Annotated in this window: 20 protein-coding genes and 1 other annotated feature; of the genes, 7 read left to right on the top strand and 13 right to left on the bottom strand. The window is 49.3% G+C overall.

The genetic code is table 11. The features are described from left to right. Positions 1–36: 36 nt before the first annotated feature. The 6 genes from M3650_RS09885 to M3650_RS09860 all read right to left on the bottom strand — a co-directional run bounded on the left by M3650_RS09885 (position 37) and on the right by M3650_RS09860 (position 5,988). The gene (locus tag M3650_RS09885) at positions 37–522 is read right to left on the bottom strand and encodes a DUF456 domain-containing protein (protein WP_019423788.1); all 486 of its coding nucleotides are present in this window, start codon (positions 520–522) and stop codon (positions 37–39) included. 24 nt (positions 523–546) lie between these two features. Further along, positions 547–1,281 carry a Cof-type HAD-IIB family hydrolase gene (locus tag M3650_RS09880; protein ID WP_251574670.1) on the bottom strand — a complete coding sequence of 245 codons (735 nt, stop codon included), beginning with the start codon at positions 1,279–1,281 and terminating at the stop codon, positions 547–549. A 343-nt stretch (positions 1,282–1,624) separates the two neighbouring features. Continuing rightward, a complete protein-coding gene (locus M3650_RS31905; RefSeq protein ID WP_285848395.1) occupies positions 1,625–1,912 on the bottom strand; it encodes a metal ABC transporter substrate-binding protein in 288 nt (95 codons plus the stop codon). Between the two features lie 253 nt (positions 1,913–2,165). Then, positions 2,166–4,280 carry a peptidoglycan D,D-transpeptidase FtsI family protein gene (locus tag M3650_RS09870; protein WP_251574297.1) on the bottom strand — a complete coding sequence of 705 codons (2,115 nt, stop codon included), beginning with the start codon at positions 4,278–4,280 and terminating at the stop codon, positions 2,166–2,168. Between the two features lie 74 nt (positions 4,281–4,354). Continuing rightward, the gene (locus M3650_RS09865) at positions 4,355–5,551 is read right to left on the bottom strand and encodes a transglutaminase domain-containing protein (RefSeq protein ID WP_251574295.1); all 1,197 of its coding nucleotides are present in this window, start codon (positions 5,549–5,551) and stop codon (positions 4,355–4,357) included. Beyond that, positions 5,548–5,988 (bottom strand): hypothetical protein, encoded by a 441-nt coding sequence (locus M3650_RS09860; protein WP_026011293.1) that lies wholly within the window; start codon positions 5,986–5,988, stop codon positions 5,548–5,550. The genes M3650_RS09865 and M3650_RS09860 overlap by 4 nt, the downstream gene beginning before the upstream one ends. Positions 5,989–6,159: 171 nt before the next feature. Between M3650_RS09860 and M3650_RS09855 the strand changes: the two genes are divergently transcribed. Both M3650_RS09855 and M3650_RS09845 read left to right on the top strand, forming a co-directional pair. Then, a complete protein-coding gene (locus tag M3650_RS09855) occupies positions 6,160–7,350 on the top strand; it encodes an MFS transporter (protein ID WP_251574293.1) in 1,191 nt (396 codons plus the stop codon). Positions 7,351–7,850: 500 nt separating this feature from the next. Then, a complete protein-coding gene (locus M3650_RS09845) occupies positions 7,851–8,201 on the top strand; it encodes a toprim domain-containing protein (protein ID WP_251574668.1) in 351 nt (116 codons plus the stop codon). A gap of 12 nt (positions 8,202–8,213) precedes the next feature. Here the strand turns inward: M3650_RS09845 and M3650_RS09840 are convergent, their stop codons facing one another. From M3650_RS09840 to M3650_RS09830, 3 genes are all read right to left on the bottom strand, one after another. Beyond that, positions 8,214–8,828, bottom strand: coding sequence for an SCO family protein (locus tag M3650_RS09840; RefSeq protein ID WP_251574290.1), 615 nt, complete (start codon positions 8,826–8,828; stop codon positions 8,214–8,216). Positions 8,829–8,878: 50 nt separating this feature from the next. Next, on the bottom strand, positions 8,879–9,811 hold the full coding sequence (gene cyoE, locus M3650_RS09835) for a heme o synthase (RefSeq protein WP_251574287.1): 933 nt from the start codon (positions 9,809–9,811) through the stop codon (positions 8,879–8,881). A 128-nt stretch (positions 9,812–9,939) separates the two neighbouring features. Then, positions 9,940–10,245, bottom strand: a complete 306-nt coding sequence (locus M3650_RS09830; protein WP_251574285.1) for a hypothetical protein — start codon at positions 10,243–10,245, stop codon at positions 9,940–9,942. Between the two features lie 77 nt (positions 10,246–10,322). Between M3650_RS09830 and M3650_RS09825 the strand changes: the two genes are divergently transcribed. Further along, entirely contained in the window at positions 10,323–11,300 is a 978-nt protein-coding gene (locus M3650_RS09825) for a metal-dependent hydrolase (RefSeq protein ID WP_251574283.1), read from the top strand. Positions 11,301–11,711: 411 nt separating this feature from the next. Here the strand turns inward: M3650_RS09825 and M3650_RS09820 are convergent, their stop codons facing one another. Continuing rightward, the gene (locus M3650_RS09820) at positions 11,712–11,930 is read right to left on the bottom strand and encodes an alpha/beta-type small acid-soluble spore protein (RefSeq protein ID WP_019423801.1); all 219 of its coding nucleotides are present in this window, start codon (positions 11,928–11,930) and stop codon (positions 11,712–11,714) included. A 121-nt stretch (positions 11,931–12,051) separates the two neighbouring features. Here M3650_RS09820 and M3650_RS09815 point away from each other — a divergent pair, with 121 nt between their 5' ends. Continuing rightward, positions 12,052–12,240, top strand: a complete 189-nt coding sequence (locus M3650_RS09815) for a DUF5325 family protein (protein ID WP_251574281.1) — start codon at positions 12,052–12,054, stop codon at positions 12,238–12,240. A 104-nt stretch (positions 12,241–12,344) separates the two neighbouring features. On the opposite strand, the gene trpS is transcribed toward M3650_RS09815, so the two are convergent. Continuing rightward, the gene (gene trpS, locus M3650_RS09810; protein WP_019423803.1) at positions 12,345–13,331 is read right to left on the bottom strand and encodes a tryptophan--tRNA ligase; all 987 of its coding nucleotides are present in this window, start codon (positions 13,329–13,331) and stop codon (positions 12,345–12,347) included. 62 nt (positions 13,332–13,393) lie between these two features. Continuing rightward, positions 13,394–13,642 (bottom strand) — a binding site (T-box leader). A gap of 181 nt (positions 13,643–13,823) precedes the next feature. Between trpS and M3650_RS09805 the strand changes: the two genes are divergently transcribed. Both M3650_RS09805 and M3650_RS09800 read left to right on the top strand, forming a co-directional pair. Beyond that, the gene (locus M3650_RS09805; RefSeq protein ID WP_251574279.1) at positions 13,824–14,789 is read left to right on the top strand and encodes an aldose 1-epimerase; all 966 of its coding nucleotides are present in this window, start codon (positions 13,824–13,826) and stop codon (positions 14,787–14,789) included. 126 nt (positions 14,790–14,915) lie between these two features. Further along, complete coding sequence (locus M3650_RS09800) at positions 14,916–15,146, top strand: alpha/beta-type small acid-soluble spore protein (RefSeq protein WP_251574277.1); 231 nt, start codon at positions 14,916–14,918, stop codon at positions 15,144–15,146. Positions 15,147–15,329: 183 nt separating this feature from the next. Here M3650_RS09800 and M3650_RS09795 read toward each other — a convergent pair whose 3' ends face one another. Beyond that, positions 15,330–15,722: a hypothetical protein gene (locus tag M3650_RS09795; RefSeq protein ID WP_019423806.1), complete on the bottom strand. Its 393-nt coding sequence runs from the start codon at positions 15,720–15,722 to the stop codon at positions 15,330–15,332. Positions 15,723–15,976: 254 nt separating this feature from the next. Between M3650_RS09795 and M3650_RS09790 the strand changes: the two genes are divergently transcribed. After that, positions 15,977–17,233, top strand: a complete 1,257-nt coding sequence (locus tag M3650_RS09790) for a methyl-accepting chemotaxis protein (protein ID WP_251574274.1) — start codon at positions 15,977–15,979, stop codon at positions 17,231–17,233. A 134-nt stretch (positions 17,234–17,367) separates the two neighbouring features. Here the strand turns inward: M3650_RS09790 and M3650_RS09785 are convergent, their stop codons facing one another. After that, positions 17,368–18,552: an MFS transporter gene (locus M3650_RS09785; protein WP_251574273.1), complete on the bottom strand. Its 1,185-nt coding sequence runs from the start codon at positions 18,550–18,552 to the stop codon at positions 17,368–17,370. Positions 18,553–18,571: the final 19 nt, after the last annotated feature.

Here is an 18,571-nt window from a genome sequence, read left to right as displayed (position 1 = left end):
TGCTGAAAAGTGACCTTTTTGAACCGCTCTTCTACATTAGAACATGAACACCCAAATGAAGAACAGAATAATCATCCCAATTTGCAAAGCAAATTTAACCACGATACTTGAAAACAAACCGACGACCGCTCCAATAGCCGACTTAGCTGATTTCTCAACGTTAGCTCCTGCAATAATCTCCCCGATAAACGCGCCGAGAAGCGGCCCCAATATGATGCCGAATGCCGGAATAACGAACGGCCCGATCAGAATTCCGACCGTACTGCCAATAATCGAAGCGCGTGATCCGCCGAACCGTTTCACGCCCCATGCATTGACGACGTAATCAGCTATGAACAACACGGCGACGATAAGTGTCTGTATCGTCCAGAACCAGAATCCGAACGGTTCGAAGCTGACGAACAAGCCATATACAAAGAAGGCTGCATAGATGGCTAATGCTCCCGGCAGAATCGGGTAGATCGCACCCGCCATGCCAAGAATAAATAATGCGATCACACATATCCAAGCAAGGATGGTCATAGACAGACGCCTCTCATAGGTTTTCTACAATACATATTCCCGGATTACCTGAGCCACACCATGTTCATTGTTCGAACGTACGACGACATCTGCCGCTTTCTTTACTTCATCCTGCGCATTGCCCATGGCAACACCAAGTCCTGCCGCTCGAATTACCGCCAGATCGTTCAAGCTGTCTCCTACGGCAACCACCTGTGACATCGAAAACCCGAGCAGATCGCACACGGTCTGAATGCCCGACGCTTTACTGATGCCAATCGGATTGATCTCTATATTATGTGGTGAAGAATTGGTTAATTCCAGTCCGCCCATCGCCCGCAGCTCTTTCCACAGCTGTTCCCGAATCTGGTCATCCTCCGTAAAGTAGCCGAATTTCAGCCATTCCTCTGCGTCAATATCGGCATCCCAGTTCTCTCGATTATATTGCCGCTCTGTGGAGTAAGCCCAGAACCAAGCATCATACTGTTCTGACATCTCCACCATTTTGCTGACCGCATCGCGGTCAAGCAGGTGACGCACAAGCAGCTCATTCGAATTCTTCCATACTTCACTGCCGTTTACCGTCACCATCGGCGACTCTAACCCGAGCTCCTCTGCATAAGGCTGAGCGTTCTGAAACGCCCGTCCTGTGGAGAACATGACAATGATGCCGGCATCGCGCGCAGCATGTATCGCATCCGCCGTTTCAGTGCTGATGTTCTGATCTTCATCCAAAACCGTTCCGTCCATATCAAGGGCCAACAATGTATATTTACTCATTTCAGCATTCACTCCTAGTTCTGGCTGTCCCGCTTCAGACTCGTTGCCGTCGTTCTTGTCGAAGCTTGTATATTTGAATATGTTGAAGTTTGTCATACGTAAATTTGCATAACGACATTGTATCATAACGATGCGGCTACAACAAAGACTTCCTTCCTATTTTACTCTCTAACTAGAGGTTGCTCAGAAAGCCCCCTTTTGATCACGAAGTGGTTCTGCAGGCAGACTCGACATCGAATCTTGCACCACGTCATACGAAAAAAAGCCCCATTACCCGATTGTATCGAGCAAGGGGCATTCCCCGTATCCAAATTATGCAGTCATTTCCGCCATCCTGCGGCGCTTAATATAGGTGCGGGTCGACACTCGGCCCCATTAAACCGATATCATCCACATGCTCGCCGCCAACTTCTTTGACGACGTCCGCAATCATTCCGATCGTAGGGGGCACATTCAGCTTGCTGTCCCTCACGGCAGCCTTCATGCCTTCCTCTGCCTGTTTCCCCTCGTTCGTATTGCCGCAGGCCGTAAGAGCGAATACTACGCTCAGGAACAACACCGTCATAACTAATCTCTTTAACGCCGAATTCCATTTCACTGTACTTGCCGCTTTCCCCATTTTCCTAGTCATTCTACCTACACTCTCCTATCTTTTCGGTTCCCCTAATTGTGATAATTTTGATACTCCCAAAAATTTTGTTATAGACCTTATTTTTTAAATATATGAAAAAATGTTTTACCAATGCAACTTTTTCAGCAAAAAAAAAGGAAAGACTTTGTCATATCGTATGCGGACACCCCATTACTGGTGCGCTTTCCGGATAGTGGACAAAGTCTTTTTATTTTTGTTATGTCAGTATATCTGTCTCGCGGCATTGTCTTCTTTATTCATCCGCTGCTGTCTCTGATTCCGCAGCATCCGTCTTCGCCTTCTTCTTCGGCACGCCGTCCAAGCCGTATTCTTCATCGTACGCATCGAAGATTTCACGTGCGATCGGACCAGCCCCGTATGAACCGTATCCGCCTTCTGGCACGACGACGGCCACCGCCAGCTTCGGCTTATCCGCAGGCGCATACGCGATGAACACCGCATTCTCAACACGCTTTCCGCCGCCAACATCCTGCTCGGACGTACCCGTCTTGCGGTAGAACTGATAAGGGAAATCATCGAAGCCTTGAGCGCCGACCTTCAGCATCCCCTGCTCGACGACATCCCAATATGATTCATTGAATTTGGTTTCGTTCAACACCTCACGGCCGAACGTTTTGACAACCTTGCCTTCCCCATCCACAATTTTGCTGATGAACTGCGGCTTGATGCGCTTGCCATGGTTCGCGAGCGTCGCCGTATATTGCGCAAGCTGCAATGTCGTATACTTCCCTAATTGGCCAAATGAAGCACTTGCCAACGCAGACTGGGCACTATACTTTTCCGCATCGGCGATGTAGTCCTTCAGCCCGGGAATCTCTCCCGGCAAACCGCTGCCTGTCTTCACGCCGAGACCGAATGCTTCCATATATTCGTCCCATATTTGCAGACCGTTCTTGCCGTCCTTCTCCGGCATGCTGTACAATCGCTTCCCGATCATGTCGACCATAAAGGCGTTGGATGATTTCTCCAGTGCATACGCCGGCGTCATTCCTGGTCCCCAAGAACGGCGGCTAGAGTTCCATATCTTCCGCTCGTAGCCTTTACGGCCAATCTCCGCATACCCATAATCAGTATATCTGTAATATGGGCCGAAAAATCCCTCCTGCAAGCCAATGAGTACGGTTAACGGCTTCATCGTCGAGCCGAGATAGACGAGTGAGCTCGGATGCTTCATCCGCTCCTTATCATCCTCATAAGGCGCCTGCACTTCGCGAATTGCCCCGTTGCCCATAAAATACTGATTACTTCGATAATTTTCAGGACTTATCGATCCGTTCTTCCACACGTTCGTATCGTAGTCAGGCATGCTAGCAATGGAGACCACGTTGCCTGTGTCCACTTCCATCGCGACGGCAAAGCCGGTACGGGCGTTCGGAGCCGATTCGAACCGGTTGGACGAATTGCGCAGCTTCTTCAAATGCTCCATAATCGCGGTTTCCGATCGTTCTTGAATCTCTTTATCAATCGTCAAATAGAGATCGTTGCCCCTCTGCGGCTTCGTCAATTCCATTGGACCGATAATGCGTCCAGCGACGTTGACGGGGAACTTCTTGACGCCGTTCAAGCCGCGCAGCTCGTCTTGGTACATGAGCTCAATGCCGTCGAAGCCGACATCTTCATATTCCAAATACCGCTCTTCGGTTGACAGCTCATTGCGTTTTTCATGTTTTTCCTTGTAATAGGAAGAGTCCTCGCGCACCCCTTTGAATTTCTTCAAGTAGCCCACCGTCTGCACGGCCACCGAATTGGGATCATAGTTGCGCACGCTGTCCTCGACAATGTCGATGCCTTTGAATTCCGGCTTATGCTCGAGAAAATAGGCAATTTCCTTCTGCGTCAGACCGGTCTTGATGAGGCGCGGCACATATACGAAATATCTCTTCCCTTCTAAATCCATCAATTCATTATAAATGACATCTTGCGTTAACGGCTTCTCGCTCGGAGTACCGAGCCTGTTGAACACTTCGGCGAGCTGTTTTGCCAAGAGCTGCGCCTCTTCCCGGTTCTTCTGCTGAACCTCCGTCAGCTTCGCCTTCTTAGGATCCCCATAGTTCTTCTCCACGTTGAAATAGAGCGACTGGGTCGCCGTAGAATACGCCACCCTTGTCTTACCGGAAGCGTCCCATATCGTGCCCCGCAGCGGCGGAATCGCCGTCTCCCGGAACCCAAGCTGCGATTCCTTCTCCTTCAGGCTTGGACCTTCTACGAATTGCAATATCGCCAACCGCACGATAAGCACGGTAAATACGACAAAGGTTATAAAAAAGAATAAGTTCAACCGGAACGAGAAATTCCGGCGGTTATGGAGTTCACGCTTCTGCGGATCATCCGCATGTGGATGACTCAAGCCTCATCATCCTTTCTTGCTTTACTTTACAATCCTGTCTATTTTACCATATCCCCTCTTCAATATTCAAAGTATCAATGAGAGGGAATATTACTGGCGGAAAGCAGCTTGTCCGGGATATGCGTCGCATCGAATTTCGGCGGATTGAACCAATCACCGGAGCTTGCCCACGTTGCATCCAGCGGTATCCAGCGTTTCTCCTCGCGCAGCCATACTTCGTTCCACGCGTGCGGGCCATAGCCGCCATTGCCGTTATAGCCGAGCCCCGTCACTACTTTTACGTCTAGTTCGGCCACGCGCGCCATGACAGCGTACAGACGTGCGTAGTCAATACATACGCCCTGTTTGGATGCAAACGTATCTTCCGGCCCCTGCTCCTTCCAGATTCGCTTCGTCTCATACTGACGGGCTTTATCCCAATCATACTGCACTCGACTGCCGATCCAGTCGTATAACCGGCGCGCTTTATCTTCATCCGTCGTCGCGCCACGCACAATTTCAAGCGCAGCCTGCTCGATATCGGCCGGAATTTGATTGTCGATTACCTCGTACTTCCGCTGCATTAACGCGCCTAATTCCTTCTCCACTTGAGAAGTAAACACAGGAAGCTGCTCTGCAATGAAGTCTCCGGCCAATGGCTCAATGACCCGACTGGCTACGTTGCGATAAGCGGACGAAGCTTGTATCATATCACTTGCTTTTGTATCGGGCTGCAGAGTGACATAGGCGAATAGCACCAAGATGACGAAGAATGCGCGCGCTATCCCTACAGCACTGCCCAGCACGGCTCCGACAATCCAATTGACAGCCTTCTGGAGCACGTATATGATTCCTGATTTCTGTGCTTCCCCACGGCTTCCCGCTGCCGATTCAGCGCCTCCGCGTAATACGGTATGCGTTCCGATCCACGCCAATATCATCCGCACGACTAAATAGAGGAGCATGAACAGAATCGCAAAGCGCAGCAGGGCAAAATCGCGCATTCCGGTAATAAATGTATAGTACATTTGCTCCCACCAAGCCAATGAATGCGACGGAATCGTAATGTTCCACTCCGCGAATTGACGCTGAACATACGGAGAGATCCATAGCACCATATGAAAGGTGATGAACAGGGACATGAACGTAAACAAAGAATCCATAACAAAGAAGAAGAGGTGACGCATGGACCCTGTAGCGCCTCTCGTCACCCCTTGCAGGACGGAGAGAATGACAATGACGAGGAGCAAGATCGTCACGGCATTCCATTCCCACACTATCCCCGAATTCATTTATTCTGTTTCGCCGCTTGAATGAATTGGCGTATCGAATCGTTCATGTCCCATTCACCTAGCGATACGCCACGGAAGGAGACGTTCACCTTGCCGCTGTTCGGCGTCCCTTTCATTTCTAGATTCGACGTTTTAATCGTATATGTCCCGTCTTCATTGGTGGTGAAGTCAGCCTGCTTCGCTTCGTCCATCATCGCCTGCACCGCTTGGTCCTTCAGCTTATCCACCGCTTCATCCGTCACCGTAGTCACGACATTGTTCACATCGTCCCATGTGATGCCGCTATATACGGCTACCGCCGCTACAATAACGACGACAAGAGCCCATTTGACCATCGTCTTCACGAAGCTTACGATGACGAACAACACGATGAGTGCGATAAGAAAGACAAGCCAATTTTGCTTTATAAATTCAAACCACATTTCCATTTGATTCACTAGGTAACCATCCTTTCCTTTGCGTCTTTGCGTATTATACATCATTCCTAATTGTAGCAACAGTAAGACCAGCAGTATGTCCGGCCAAAACATTTGAACTGCCTTTGAAAAAGTAATAAGTTCGTCCATTTCGACGTACAAGTATACCATAGCGATCTGGAGGTGACTGATTTGCGCTCTGTGCTTTGGCTTTACTTGTTCTTATTTGTTGCATTTTTTGATCTGCATGCGCAGTATCCGATATTGACCCCGTTTGCCATTTCGTTAGGCGCGGCCCCGTCCTTTATCGGATTGATGATGGGCATGTACTCCTTTACCCATTTGCCAGGCAATGTAATGGCCGGTTACGGAGTTGACCGATTCGGCAGCCGGATTTTTATTGTACTGAGCCTTATTGGTGCCGGTATCATCATGATTCTGCAAGCCCATGTCGTCAATCCGTGGCAGCTGCTCGTACTGCGCTCAATTAGCGGGTTCGTGCTTGCCTTTCTGTCTCCGGCTTGCTTGACGTTGCTCGCCCGTATGGCGCGGGATCATGTGCAGCAAGGTAAGCTTATGGCTGGCAACGGCCTTGTACATACGCTAGCTTCCGTCGTCTCTCCGGCAGCCGGGGCCTATCTCGTCGCCAAGGTAGGCTTCTCAATGGCGTTTCAAGCGCTTGGCATCGCGCTTGTCTTCGTCGGTGCGCTGGCATGGTTTTTTATCCAAGATATTAAAGAAAGCGACATACATAAGACGCCCGCTCAGAGCGAAAACACGTCAACTCCTGTGACCGCCAACGACAAAGCGCCTGCGGTACCGTGGCGCTTCTACTTTATGCCGCTAGCCATTGCCTGCTCGCAAGGCATCTTGTTTTTCGAGCTTCCGCTTATGGCTGACGCGCTTGAGTCCATAATGAAGACAGGCATCTTATTCTCCGCTGTCAGCCTCGGCGCCTTATTCACACTCAGCCTGCTGTTCTTGAACCAATACCCTGCATTTACCCGCACATGGATGGGCGCATTCGGGTTATCGTTGCTGTTCTTCGGGCTCGCTATCCATTGGCCGATCCCGTTGATGGCAACACTGTTTTTTATCGGGATGACCAAGGGAATCATACTTCCCGCTTTATCAGCTCATTTAATACAGCTTAGCGGCGGTCTCCGCTATGGACGTATATTCTCCATCCTGTCCATCGCTTCTTCCATCGGTTCGTTTCTTGGCCCGATGCTTGCCGGACAAATACGGGACACGATTTCACCTTATTTTATCGCTTTTCTGTTTCTCATGCTGGCAGTCACGATGCTTCCAGCCAGACATCCGTTTATACCACACGGCAGGCTGCACACGCAACAGCCTCAGGCAACATCCCCGCGTACCTAACAACATAAGGGACATACCGGGCGCTAACCTAAATCAGAGCGGTCTGGGTAGAAGCACAGAACACTCCGTGACATCTGACATAGTATAGCATTGTGACAACAGACTATCGACGAAAGCGGGGTGAAACGAGATGGGAAATTGTTATGATCCATGTGGTCCTGGTCCGGCACCCGTAGCGCCAATCGCCGCCGGTTGCGGAATAGGCTTCTGGACAGCAACAAGCACAATCCTCGTTCTTTACATCTTGCTTGTAATCATTCTCCGCGCACCATTGCTTTAACATCCTCTCGCTCTCTCCTCATGCGGCTTGTCCCCTAGGCAAGCCGTTTTTTACCATCTATCTCTACACGCGGTCACTCATCTTCGAAAAGCCTCGATAGAGGTTTTCTCATATGTACGAGGGTAGCGGCTGGAACGTTGCAAGGCGGGGATGGGTTTGTGTTACACTAGGAGTCAAAACCGATACATAAATGAACTTTATATACTAGTAGGTGAGCGCCATGGAAATTGCAATCATTGTAGAGGGAAAGAACGATCGCAGCCGCTTGCGTCGCCTCTTGAATGATGAGGTCTGCATCTTGTGCACATACGGCACATTGAATACGGAACGGACTGAAGCGCTGCACAAGGAGGCGGGGGACAAGCCGGTCTATTTGTTCATGGATAATGATGCCTCTGGCAAGCGTATACGGGGCGTGCTGCGGGATACGTTTCCCGATGCCGAACATATATATACCCGGCGTGGTTATGCGGGGGTGGAGGGCACTCCCGATGAATATTTAATCCAGCAATTAGAAAAAGCGGGGCTGGACGAATACATCATGTATCCGGATCCACCCCCGTTTGCTTGATTCATTATGCTGCTACTTCACTAAACTCATAACGTCACTCGCAATGATCTCAGGTGACGAAGTTTCACGATCATTGGCGTTATAGTATTTGCGGATGTTGCCATCCTGATCCACCAGCGTAATGACATTCAAATGAGTAAAGTTGCCGTCCTCGTCCTTGATGACACTCGAACCGAGGGCTGGCATCATCTTGGCCACATCCGCCTCGTCACCGCGCAAGAAATACCAGCCGCTGTAGTCAGCATTGTATTTCTTGGACCATTCTTGAATCGCTTCCGGTGTGTCCCGCTCCGGATCGAACGATATGGACACAATGCTTGCATCCTTGCCAAATACGCCTTTATCCTTCAACAATTGCTGAACCTCGGACAGCATGTATGTCGTTGGCGGACACACATCCGGACAGTTGGTGAAGTAGAAGTAGAACAACCGCGCTTTGCCGTTCGTATCGGCCAAGCTAACCGTGTTACCGTCTACGTTCTGCATTGTAAAATCCGGTGCCGTCTTATCCGTAAGCGGCAGTTCCGGCCCGCGAGGCCAGTACAGAATGGCCGCTACGACAGCAAATACAAGGACTAACGCCATCAGAAAAATTTGAAAAGAATACTTCTTCGCCCATTGTGACATCGCTCGATCCCCCGTTACTCTCCCATGTTCTGTAATTCTTAACTCATGAATCAGGCTTTCCCCATTGTATCCAAGATAAGAATAATCAGATGCAGCATCAATGCATTAATTGAGAAGATGAAATTGCGCTTAGCCCACACCTCGTCATTGTTACTCCGAAGTCCTGCTATGCACAAATACAACCAAATAAGGTTAATCACCGTTCCTGCAATGCCGTAAATAAGACTGACGTAGCCGTAGGCATAAAATAACCAGGATACGGGCAATAGCAACGCAACATAAGGAATCATCTGCCACTTCGTGCGCTTAATCCCTTTGACGACCGGCAGCAAAGGGTAGCCTGCTGCACGATATTCTTCCACACGCCGAATACCGAGCGCCCAGAAATGAGGCGGCTGCCACAAGAACAATACAGCAAAGAACAGAACCGCTCCAATATCAACATACCCAGTAACGGCCACATAGCCGATAACCGGCGGCATCGCTCCCGAGATTCCGCCTACCGATGTACTCCATGTCGATGTCCGTTTCAGCCAGAGCGTATAGACGACGTCATATACGAACATGCCTATTATTCCGAGCCAACCTGCAAGTGGATTAATGAGCAAAAATAAACATAATAATCCCGCGATTCCCAATCCAATCGCATACCAGAGTACGACCTGAGGCTGCAATCGACCCGTAGGAAGCGCTCGGTTGCGTGTGCGTTCCATCTTCATATCGAAATCACGGTCGAAATAGTTGTTAAATACACATGAGGATGCCATAACGAGCGTCGTTCCCGCCAGCACCCACAGCAAGGTCATCCAGGGAATGTCCCATTTAGCTGCCACCCAGAAGCCCGCAAACGTAGCCAATAAATTGGAGCGTATAATTCCCGGCTTCGTTAGCAGAATAAACTCTCTCCATAATCCAACCCGCATCGGTCCCGGCGATAGCATAACGGCATCGGAAGGAGCCTGACAAGTCATTTGTTTATCCACGTGACCCTTTCCTCCTTGTTGTGTTCAGAGAAGAGCAGAAAAGTTGTGCATCTGCTGTAATTTTTATCATAGCAAATATGTCCAGCACATGACAATGTCGTTCAATAATTTGACAAGGCCTTGACCCTTTATTCACAATGTTTATTAAGTTCCTCAAATTCCCAAATATGCAATTTCCCCCTGCCCCCTGGAATACATGCCGTAATTTCATCCCATTCACTGTCTTCTTCAAGCCGCAATTTTTTCATGCGAACATAATCCTCATGGGATGTGTTCAACCATTGTTCAACAAAAACGTTAGGTTGATCCGTTCCTTCATACAACACCGCATTCGTGTGGCTCTGCAGCTGTCTCTTGACGAGAGACAGATAGGTCTCCCGGAGCTCTGGAGCAATCCGATATTCTACAAAAATGATTCGATTCAACTTGACCACCCTTTCTTTATCTTCGTATGAACCCATGAGTCATATTTTGGAACAAAGTTGTCCACAATACAAGTGGGTGATTAATGATGGATACAAGCACACATGCCATAATCGGACTCGGATTGGCCGGACTGTCCCAGTGGGACCCCCTCGTCGTATCGGAGCCAGCAACTGCGACTGCCGTCTTCTTCGGCGTGCTGCTCGGCTCCCAGGCGCCTGATGCCGATACGGCCCTAAAATGGAAAAGCAATATTCTCTATATTCGCCAGCATCGCGGGTACTCCCATTCGCTGCCAATGATTGCAGTATGGTCCTTCCTAATATCCGGTGTGCTGACATGGCTCAATAAAGGCGCATCCTTCACGCATGTATTGCTGTGGACAGGCTTGGCCGTGTGTCTGCATGTCCTGACGGACGTCTTTAATGCATATGGCACCCAAGCGGTATGGCCGTTTACGAAACGATGGATATCATGGAACATCATCGCTTTGTTCGATCCGATCATTTTTTCCACGCATCTTATTGCGATCGCGCTCTGGGGATTCGGCATCCTCTCTCCACGCGTGCTGTTTCCCGCTCTATATCTGCTGCTTATCACTTACTATGTATGGCGAACCCATGTTCACCGACAAGTGGAGCGACAATTGCCTCTGCTTGATAAGGAGTATGAAAAAGGAGAAATATACACGATAATTCCGACCGTAGCCCTGTCGAGATGGAATGTAGTAAAGCGGAGTCCGAACGGGTCTTTTATGATCGGCCATTGGAAGCGGGGCATTCTTCATTGGACGGAAAGAGCGGTATGTCACGATCATCCCGCCGTTGAAGCATCCAAGTCTCACCCTGCCGTGCGGGCACTGCTTTATTTCTCTAGCTATGCATGCGCTACCGTGGAGCATACCGGATACGGCTATGCCGTACGCTGGGTGGACGTAAGGTATCGCCACCGCAAGCAGTATCCATTGGTGGCCATCGTCATGATGAATTTGAAGTACGAAACATTGGACTACTTCATCGGTTGGTCAAGTCATACCCGCACCGTCAAACGATACGGATTGGAATAAAGAAGCCGGATCCGCCGGACAATGTACAGTCTACAGGCCTACATGCTGTTTGCCGCAGGCTGATGTCAACAAACAGAAACAGACGGGCCAAGGATGACGCCTTGAACCCATCTGTTTTGGTGCGCTAGCCAAGAAGAATCTTGTCTAATTCGATTAAAAATCTCTTTTGGGCAGGCCCCTTTTCCGTTGCTGTCCTGCAATAAAGCTGTTGAAGTCCGTTATGTGATATACTGATTATGCCGTAAAGCTAAGGGAATATGACCATCATTTGCAACAATTTGTCCAATATCACGAATCAATCGCCACAAGGAGTGCTTGGATCGCTTTAATGATTCACAGAACTTGAACTTTCCTTAATGGTAAAAAGCTACTCCGCGCGCAGGAGTAGCCTCGAAACTTCAATGCATGCTATTAGCGATTTCCGCCGGACAATTGTTGCTCAGCCATTTGCACAAGACGCTTTGTAATATATCCACCGATGGAACCCATATCACGGGATGTGTAGTTTCCATAGTAGCCGTCTTGCGCAATCGGAATGCCCAATTCTTGAGCGATTTCGTATTTCATTTGTTGCAGTGCTGCAGTGGCTTGAGGAACGACCAAATTGTTGGAACGGGATTGATTAGACATAGGGTGAATCTCCTTTCACATTGGCGCTTCTAGTTGTGCAAGCTTGCAAACTTATTTTATCCGACCTGCGAAATGTTATACTTGTTTTCGACTCAATTTCTATCCAAAAGGAGCGATCCTCATGAGTAAAGGCTTGGCGCTATGGTTCGCCTTCTCTTCTATCGGCCTTTTGACGGCCACCGCCATCTCCTTGAGCTACAGTGCATGGCTTGTCGTCTTGTTTGCAGTATTGGCCGTGTGCAATATCGGGTTTGGCTTTGTGACGAAGGCAAGACTGCGTCGCCAATCCACATCCTCCGCGAATGAATAAACAAAAGCAAGAGTCCCTCTTCCGAAGCGAATCGCTCCTTCAAGAGGCCTCTTGCTTTATTGTTGTAGCCACACGACTACCATTCAGTCAGCTGGTCGACTTACTTATTGAGGAAGCACAAATCCCATACGGCGTTTCACTTCATCAAGTGTCTTCTCTGCCACTTCCCGGGCACGCTCGGCACCGCGGCGGAGCACCTCGTGATGTTCTCCCGTACGGCGCACTTCATGATAACGGGCTTGCAACGGTTCGATAAGCGCAGCGACTTGTTCCGCCAAATCCTTCTTGAACGGTCCATACATCTGGCCTTCATATTTCGCTTCAATCTCTGCAATCGGCACTCCTGCAGCGTGGGAATAAATACTAAGCAGGTTGCTGACTTCCGGTTTATTGACCGGGTCGTATTTGACGACAGCTTCGGAGTCGGTCTTAGCCCGGCTAATCTTCTTCCGAATGACAGCAGGGTCATCCAGCAGCGCAATGTAGCTTCCCGCATTCGGATTGCTCTTGCTCATCTTCTTCGACGCATCGTCCAATGACATAATTCGTGCACCCACTTCCGGAGTGTAGGTTGCTGGCACGGTAAAGTAATCGCCGAAGCGATGATTAAACCGGTTCGCGATGTCGCGAGTCAGCTCCAAATGCTGCTTCTGATCGTCCCCGACAGGAACAAGGTCTGCATTGTAGAGCAAAATATCTGCCGCCATTAGAGACGGATAGACGAACAACCCGGCACCAACCGATTCCTTTCCTTCCGATTTGTCTTTGAACTGCGTCATACGTTCCAGTTCACCCATATACGTCAACGTCGTCAACAACCATCCGAGCTCTGCATGCTGCGGCACCTGCGATTGCAGGAAAATAGCAGCCTTATTCGGATCGATGCCTGCCGCAATATACAGTGCAGCGACCGATTCCGTCTGTTCTCTCAGTGCTTCTGGATCTTGAGGGACCGTAATGGCATGCAGGTCTACGACCATGAAGAAGCATTCATGCTCATGCTGCAGCTTCACGAAATTTTGAATCGCTCCGATGTAATTGCCCATCGTTAATTGACCACTTGGTTGGATGCCCGATAATACACGTTTCATCCTGTTCACTCTCCTTTTCCTTTCAACTTCACAGCGCCAAAAAAATACAAAAAGGCCTTTCGTCAAGGGACGAAAGACCGTGGTGCCACCCTCTTTTAATTGCATCAACCCAAAGCATAAAAATAATGAGTTGCGCAAACCTCTACCCGATAACGCCGGGATGCGGCCAAGCCTACTGTCGTGCGAATATCGCACCGGTTCGGCTCAGCGCTCAAAGGTCCATTCAGCAGCTACGTCAGCACCGGTTCACAGCTTCCACCAGCTCTCTGAAGCATAACGTATCGCTTACTTGTCCTTATCATCGCTTTCAACTAGATGACGTCGCCTTAGTCAAGGCATTGCGTACTTGATTAGCCACTAGAATAGCGAAGAACTCCCCATTTGTCAATCGTCTCGTGTACATCAAGTCATATGACTTTACGGAACGGATTTGTTATTATGAATCTTAACGCAGAAGCGCTCAAACTCATTTGTATAAAGGAGCCAATACATATGTATCAGATTACGAAGGGCCAATGGAACGGTTATGACACGTTCATTATGCACAGCGACACCTTGGAAGCGACATTGCTTCCCGGGCTTGGATGCAATGTCATCCGGCTATGGGACAAAGCGGCGCAGCGCGACATCCTGCGTGCACCAGCGGAGAGCGATCTCGATTATTATATGACGAAGCCATACCATTTCGGCATCCCGATGCTGATGCCACCGGGACGGATTCGCCGGGGGAAATTCGAATACGCAGGCGTGTCGTACCAGTTTGACCAAAATACAGCGAACGATAACCATATTCATGGTCTGCACCGCTTACAGCCATGGTCCGTCATTCGCGCGGAAGCGAACGATGGGCAGGCAGTGGTCACGGCACAATTCCATACAGCAGACGATGATAATTGGATGCGTCAATATCCGACTCCGCTGGAATTTCAATTGACGTTCATCCTGCAAGGAAGCACGCTATCCCAGCACTTGACGGTGACCAACATAGGAGGTCAAGCGGCACCGTTCGGGTTCGGAACGCATACTTGGTTCCTCATCGACGGCGAACCGAATCGCTGGACGCTGCAGGTTCCGGTAAGCGGTATTTATGAGCTTGATGAAGAGCTAATAACTACAGGCAACACCATACCGTTAGGCAAGAACGAACAGCTTCTTAATGGAATGAACCTGCAGGGCACTGACTTCGACACGGTATTCAGCATCGGGACGGATAAGCCGGAGGCTTGGCTGACACGGGATGACGGCTATCGCATCCGTTATGCAGGCAACCGTCCGTTCTTCAAGCACTGGGTGCTCTACACGCGTGGAGTTGCGGATGAAATCGTGTGCGTCGAGCCGTATACATGGCTGACCGATGCCCCTAACCTTCCATTTGATAATGACACGACCGGTCTAATCGACTTGAAGCCGAATGAGCCGATCACACTAGTGCTCGATCTTGAAATTCAGCATCCATAATTACGAACTTTAACGATGCCAAGTCGGTCCCCCGACTTGGCATTATTTACATGAACGAGTTAGCTTTTTTCATCGCATATTTCCACTCTTGCTTTCCATACTAACAAACACAAGGAGGTGAACAACATGCCAGTGAATCAACAACAAGGAAGCCGCTCTAACAACTTGGTAGTACCACAAGCTACAGTTGCTCTGCAACAAATGAAGTATGAAATTGCTCAAGAATTGGGCATTCCAATCGCACAAGACGGTTACTATGGAAACTACACATCCCGTGATATGGGTTCCATCGGTGGATATATTACAAAGCGTCTTGTTCAAATGGCTGAGCAACAATTGGCGGGCCGCACTCGCTAATAGCTGCAGTGCAGCTATGCCGCTGCATCGTCCATACTTAAGCAACCACAGCAGCTACGGCTTGCCCGGCCTCTCATTTGCGGCCACAACCGTGCCTGCGAGGTGAGCAAGCATACTTACTCACCAATGTTAAAGAAGCTCTCTTTCCTAGGATAGAGAGCTTCTTTGCTTATGTAACGCGGCTCAGGAAGCGCGCTTATACGTGTGAGTATCCTGCTTATCAAGCATATGTATTAAATTATAATTCGACTCGAACCATGTGCTGATATGCAGCGTATCCTGCTTAACAGCAAAGTCGAATACGATTTCACCGTGAGTCCATTGCTTCTTATGCTTCAGAGCATCGATCGCAGTCTGACGAAACGAGGCGACATGACGTAAGGTCAATCCCTGTCTAAGGGGCTTGATTACACCGTTGCTGCTCTCCAGCGCATCGTGCTTCACGCCGAACTTTCCCACCACATCATTGCGAATGCAGACAATGATTGTACCTCCAGTTAGTCCAATCAACTCAGATTCCAGCTGTTCAAATACTAGGCTTAATTGCCTAGCCAAAGGCATTCCGTTAGTCTTCATCTCACAAATTCCCTCCTTTATAAAAATAGCCGCACCATTCCAAGAAATGGTTCTCAAGACTCATTATAAGGGAACTTTTTCCTATTTTCAACACATATATACATATTTAGATTTTTATTGACTCCAAACGACAAAAGTATAATAAATGTTTGATTATTTGCTAACATTTACATAGACCCTGTACAGAGGCGATGCTATAATGATGCTAGCATGCTATATTATGGATCTATTGGGGCATATAAAGGAGCGGTCGTATGAATTGGTTCAATACGTTAAACTTTAAGCATAAGCTGTTAATTGGCTGCTATGGTATCGTGGGCTTGTTCGCATTGACTACGATTGTACTGCTTACAAGTGGTGCTTCGCTCATACCAGGACTAATTACCCTCGTCATCCTTATAGGGATCAGCTATCCGTTCATTAACATGTTGGAGAAATCGCTGACCGAACCTATTATGGAGATGTCCCGATCCGCATTGCAGATTGCGAAGGGAGATTTCTCCCAGACCGTTCAGGTGACGACGAGCGATGCCTTAGGAGAGCTCGGTCATTCCTTTAATTCGATGGTCATCAAGCTGCGTGAAATTTTACAGCAGACGACTGACATATCCCGTCACGTCTCTGATTCTGGACGAGATATGTATCATAAGAACCAAAACATGAAAATGGTAATGGAGCAGGTGGCTTCTTCGTCGAACGAGCTTGCCATTGGCGCTGCCGAAATATCCGAAGATATATCCGCTATGTCGGATTCTATCAAGCAAATCGAACATAAAGTCGAATCCTATACTCATTCCACCAAAGAAATGAACGAGCGATCCGCCCTGACCTTGCAATTGGTGGATAAAGGCCGGACAGCCGTAGACACGCAAAGTGCAGGAATGCAGCGGAATATTGAAGCGACTGATCACGTGGCAACCGCAATTACGCAGTTGGCCCGCCAAACCGAAGGGATATCCAAAATCACCCGCACCATCTCGGAGATCGCCGAACAGACGAATTTATTGTCTTTGAACGCCTCCATTGAAGCGGCGCGTGCTGGCGAGCACGGCAGAGGCTTTGCCGTAGTTGCTCAGGAAGTGCGGAATCTTGCTGAAGAATCGACCGCTTCCACGAAGGAAGTGTTTACGCTTGTCAAAGGAATTGAACAAGGCATCAAGCAAGCGATAACGAATATTCATGTCAATGAAGAAGTTGTACATACACAGACAGAATTGATTCGGGAAACCGAACGCATTTTTAATGAAATTGTAGAGAGCATCCAGTTCATTACGGAACAGATTGCAGCCTTTGCCCATGAAAGCGACAGCATGCTGGACGGAGCCAAAACGATTTCGAGCTCCATTGAGAATATTTCTGCGATTACGCAGCAGTCCGCCGCCGGAACCGAGCAGGTGTCCGCTTCCATGAATGAACAGATCTCCTCCGTGCAAGCGATGGTGGAGACTACCGAGGAACTGCAGCTTAAAGTAGTGCAGTTGCAGCGTACATTTCAAGTATTCAAATTGTAAAATGAATAGTTTACAATATAAAAACAGGCGGCCGCCAATGGCCGCCTGTTTTTATGTTACATTATTAATTTCGTTTCCGTTCAAAAAGAGCTGCAGATCATCAAGATCTGCAGCTTTTTTCCAGCTCACGGCGGTCATCCTATCATTTGCTCCTCAGGGCGAACGGAACGCTTGCGTTCTCTAATCAACCACAGCATGAAACCAGCTGTGCCTATAACCCCGCAGACGAAGCCGTATAAGTACATCGCCTGACCTCCATACGCTTCCTGCAACGCTCCCCCGCTCATTCCTCCAGCAATGCCGGCAAGTCCTAGGAACACCATGCCGAGCAGCGCTTGACCAGTAGCAGCCAATTGCTTCGGCAGAAGCTGTACGACGAACTCGATTGCAAGCACCCATAACGCCGCATACGTCACCGCATGCGCTCCTTGCAGCACGACAACTACCCATGGGTCTGTCACAAGGGCGTATAAGAGCCATCTTATTGCATATAGCGCGCTGACCAGCGTCAAGAGCGTCAGCATCCGGCTGCGCTGCATTAGCCTGGTCATGAGGGCAAAGCCGATAATTTCGCTAAATCCGGCCACCGCCCAGGCCCAAGATACCTGCATCGACGAGGCTCCCAAGTCATTCATATGAAGCGACAACAGGGCATCATTCATGCGGTGCGGCATCGCAATGACAAAGATAAGCGTCAGGAAGAGGAGCAGCGAAGGGACGGAGAGCGCCTTCTTCAGCACGGCTGCATTTACAGCGGTATCCGTATCCGCCGCTTCTTGCGGCGGTTCTTGCAGCAAGAACATGCTCAAGAGCAAGCCGCCCCATATCGGCAAGTACATCCAGAACAGCGCGTCGACGCCGCCCCACAAATCAAACATCTGCCCCATCACGATGGCGGTCAACGTGAATCCCACCGAGCCCCACATTCGAATCGAGCTGTAAGACTGCCCTAACGCCGTCGCCGACTTCACCGTCAGCGTATCAAGCAATGAAACAGCCGGCAGAAAGCAGATATACAGTGCAAGCAGACTGATTGCCGCCGTAATGCGGTCTGTCGACAGAAACAAGCAGGCAGCGGCAATTCCTTTTCCAATCCATAAACCGAGCAGGAGTGGTCGAATCGCTTTCATACGGTCGCTCACCAGCCCGGCGACGGGTTGGGCGAACATAGCCAGGAAAGGCCCCAGCATAAGCAACGTCCCCACTTCCAAAGATTGAAACCCCCTCTCCCGCAACAGCAGCGGCAAATAAGGGATGAGCAAAGCATTGGTGGAATAGAACAAAGCATGAAACAGCTTTAACAAGCGATTCGATGTCACAATGATGTTTTCCTTTCCA

The organism is Paenibacillus sp. MER TA 81-3 (genome assembly GCF_023713585.1).
In the GTDB taxonomy this organism is placed as follows: Bacteria; Bacillota; Bacilli; order Paenibacillales; family Paenibacillaceae; genus Paenibacillus_B; species Paenibacillus_B profundus.
Note: the sequence above shows the minus strand (reverse complement) of the source record. Positions and strands in the feature narration are given on the sequence as shown.

Bases quoted from the DNA above. Each gene is read 5' to 3' on its own strand.
- M3650_RS09885 (WP_019423788.1), bottom strand. From the start codon at position 522: ATGACCATCCTTGCTTGGATATGTGTGATCGCATTATTTATTCTTGGC.
- M3650_RS09880 (WP_251574670.1), bottom strand. From the start codon at position 1,281: ATGAGTAAATATACATTGTTGGCCCTTGATATGGACGGAACGGTTTTG.
- M3650_RS31905 (WP_285848395.1), bottom strand. From the start codon at position 1,912: ATGACTAGGAAAATGGGGAAAGCGGCAAGTACAGTGAAATGGAATTCG.
- M3650_RS09865 (WP_251574295.1), bottom strand. From the start codon at position 5,551: ATGAATTCGGGGATAGTGTGGGAATGGAATGCCGTGACGATCTTGCTC.
- M3650_RS09845 (WP_251574668.1), top strand. From the start codon at position 7,851: ATGGAAATTGCAATCATTGTAGAGGGAAAGAACGATCGCAGCCGCTTG.
- M3650_RS09840 (WP_251574290.1), bottom strand. From the start codon at position 8,828: ATGTCACAATGGGCGAAGAAGTATTCTTTTCAAATTTTTCTGATGGCG.
- M3650_RS09825 (WP_251574283.1), top strand. From the start codon at position 10,323: ATGGATACAAGCACACATGCCATAATCGGACTCGGATTGGCCGGACTG.
- M3650_RS09820 (WP_019423801.1), bottom strand. From the start codon at position 11,930: ATGTCTAATCAATCCCGTTCCAACAATTTGGTCGTTCCTCAAGCCACT.
- M3650_RS09815 (WP_251574281.1), top strand. From the start codon at position 12,052: ATGAGTAAAGGCTTGGCGCTATGGTTCGCCTTCTCTTCTATCGGCCTT.
- trpS (WP_019423803.1), bottom strand. From the start codon at position 13,331: ATGAAACGTGTATTATCGGGCATCCAACCAAGTGGTCAATTAACGATG.
- M3650_RS09805 (WP_251574279.1), top strand. From the start codon at position 13,824: ATGTATCAGATTACGAAGGGCCAATGGAACGGTTATGACACGTTCATT.
- M3650_RS09800 (WP_251574277.1), top strand. From the start codon at position 14,916: ATGCCAGTGAATCAACAACAAGGAAGCCGCTCTAACAACTTGGTAGTA.
- M3650_RS09795 (WP_019423806.1), bottom strand. From the start codon at position 15,722: ATGAAGACTAACGGAATGCCTTTGGCTAGGCAATTAAGCCTAGTATTT.
- M3650_RS09790 (WP_251574274.1), top strand. From the start codon at position 15,977: ATGAATTGGTTCAATACGTTAAACTTTAAGCATAAGCTGTTAATTGGC.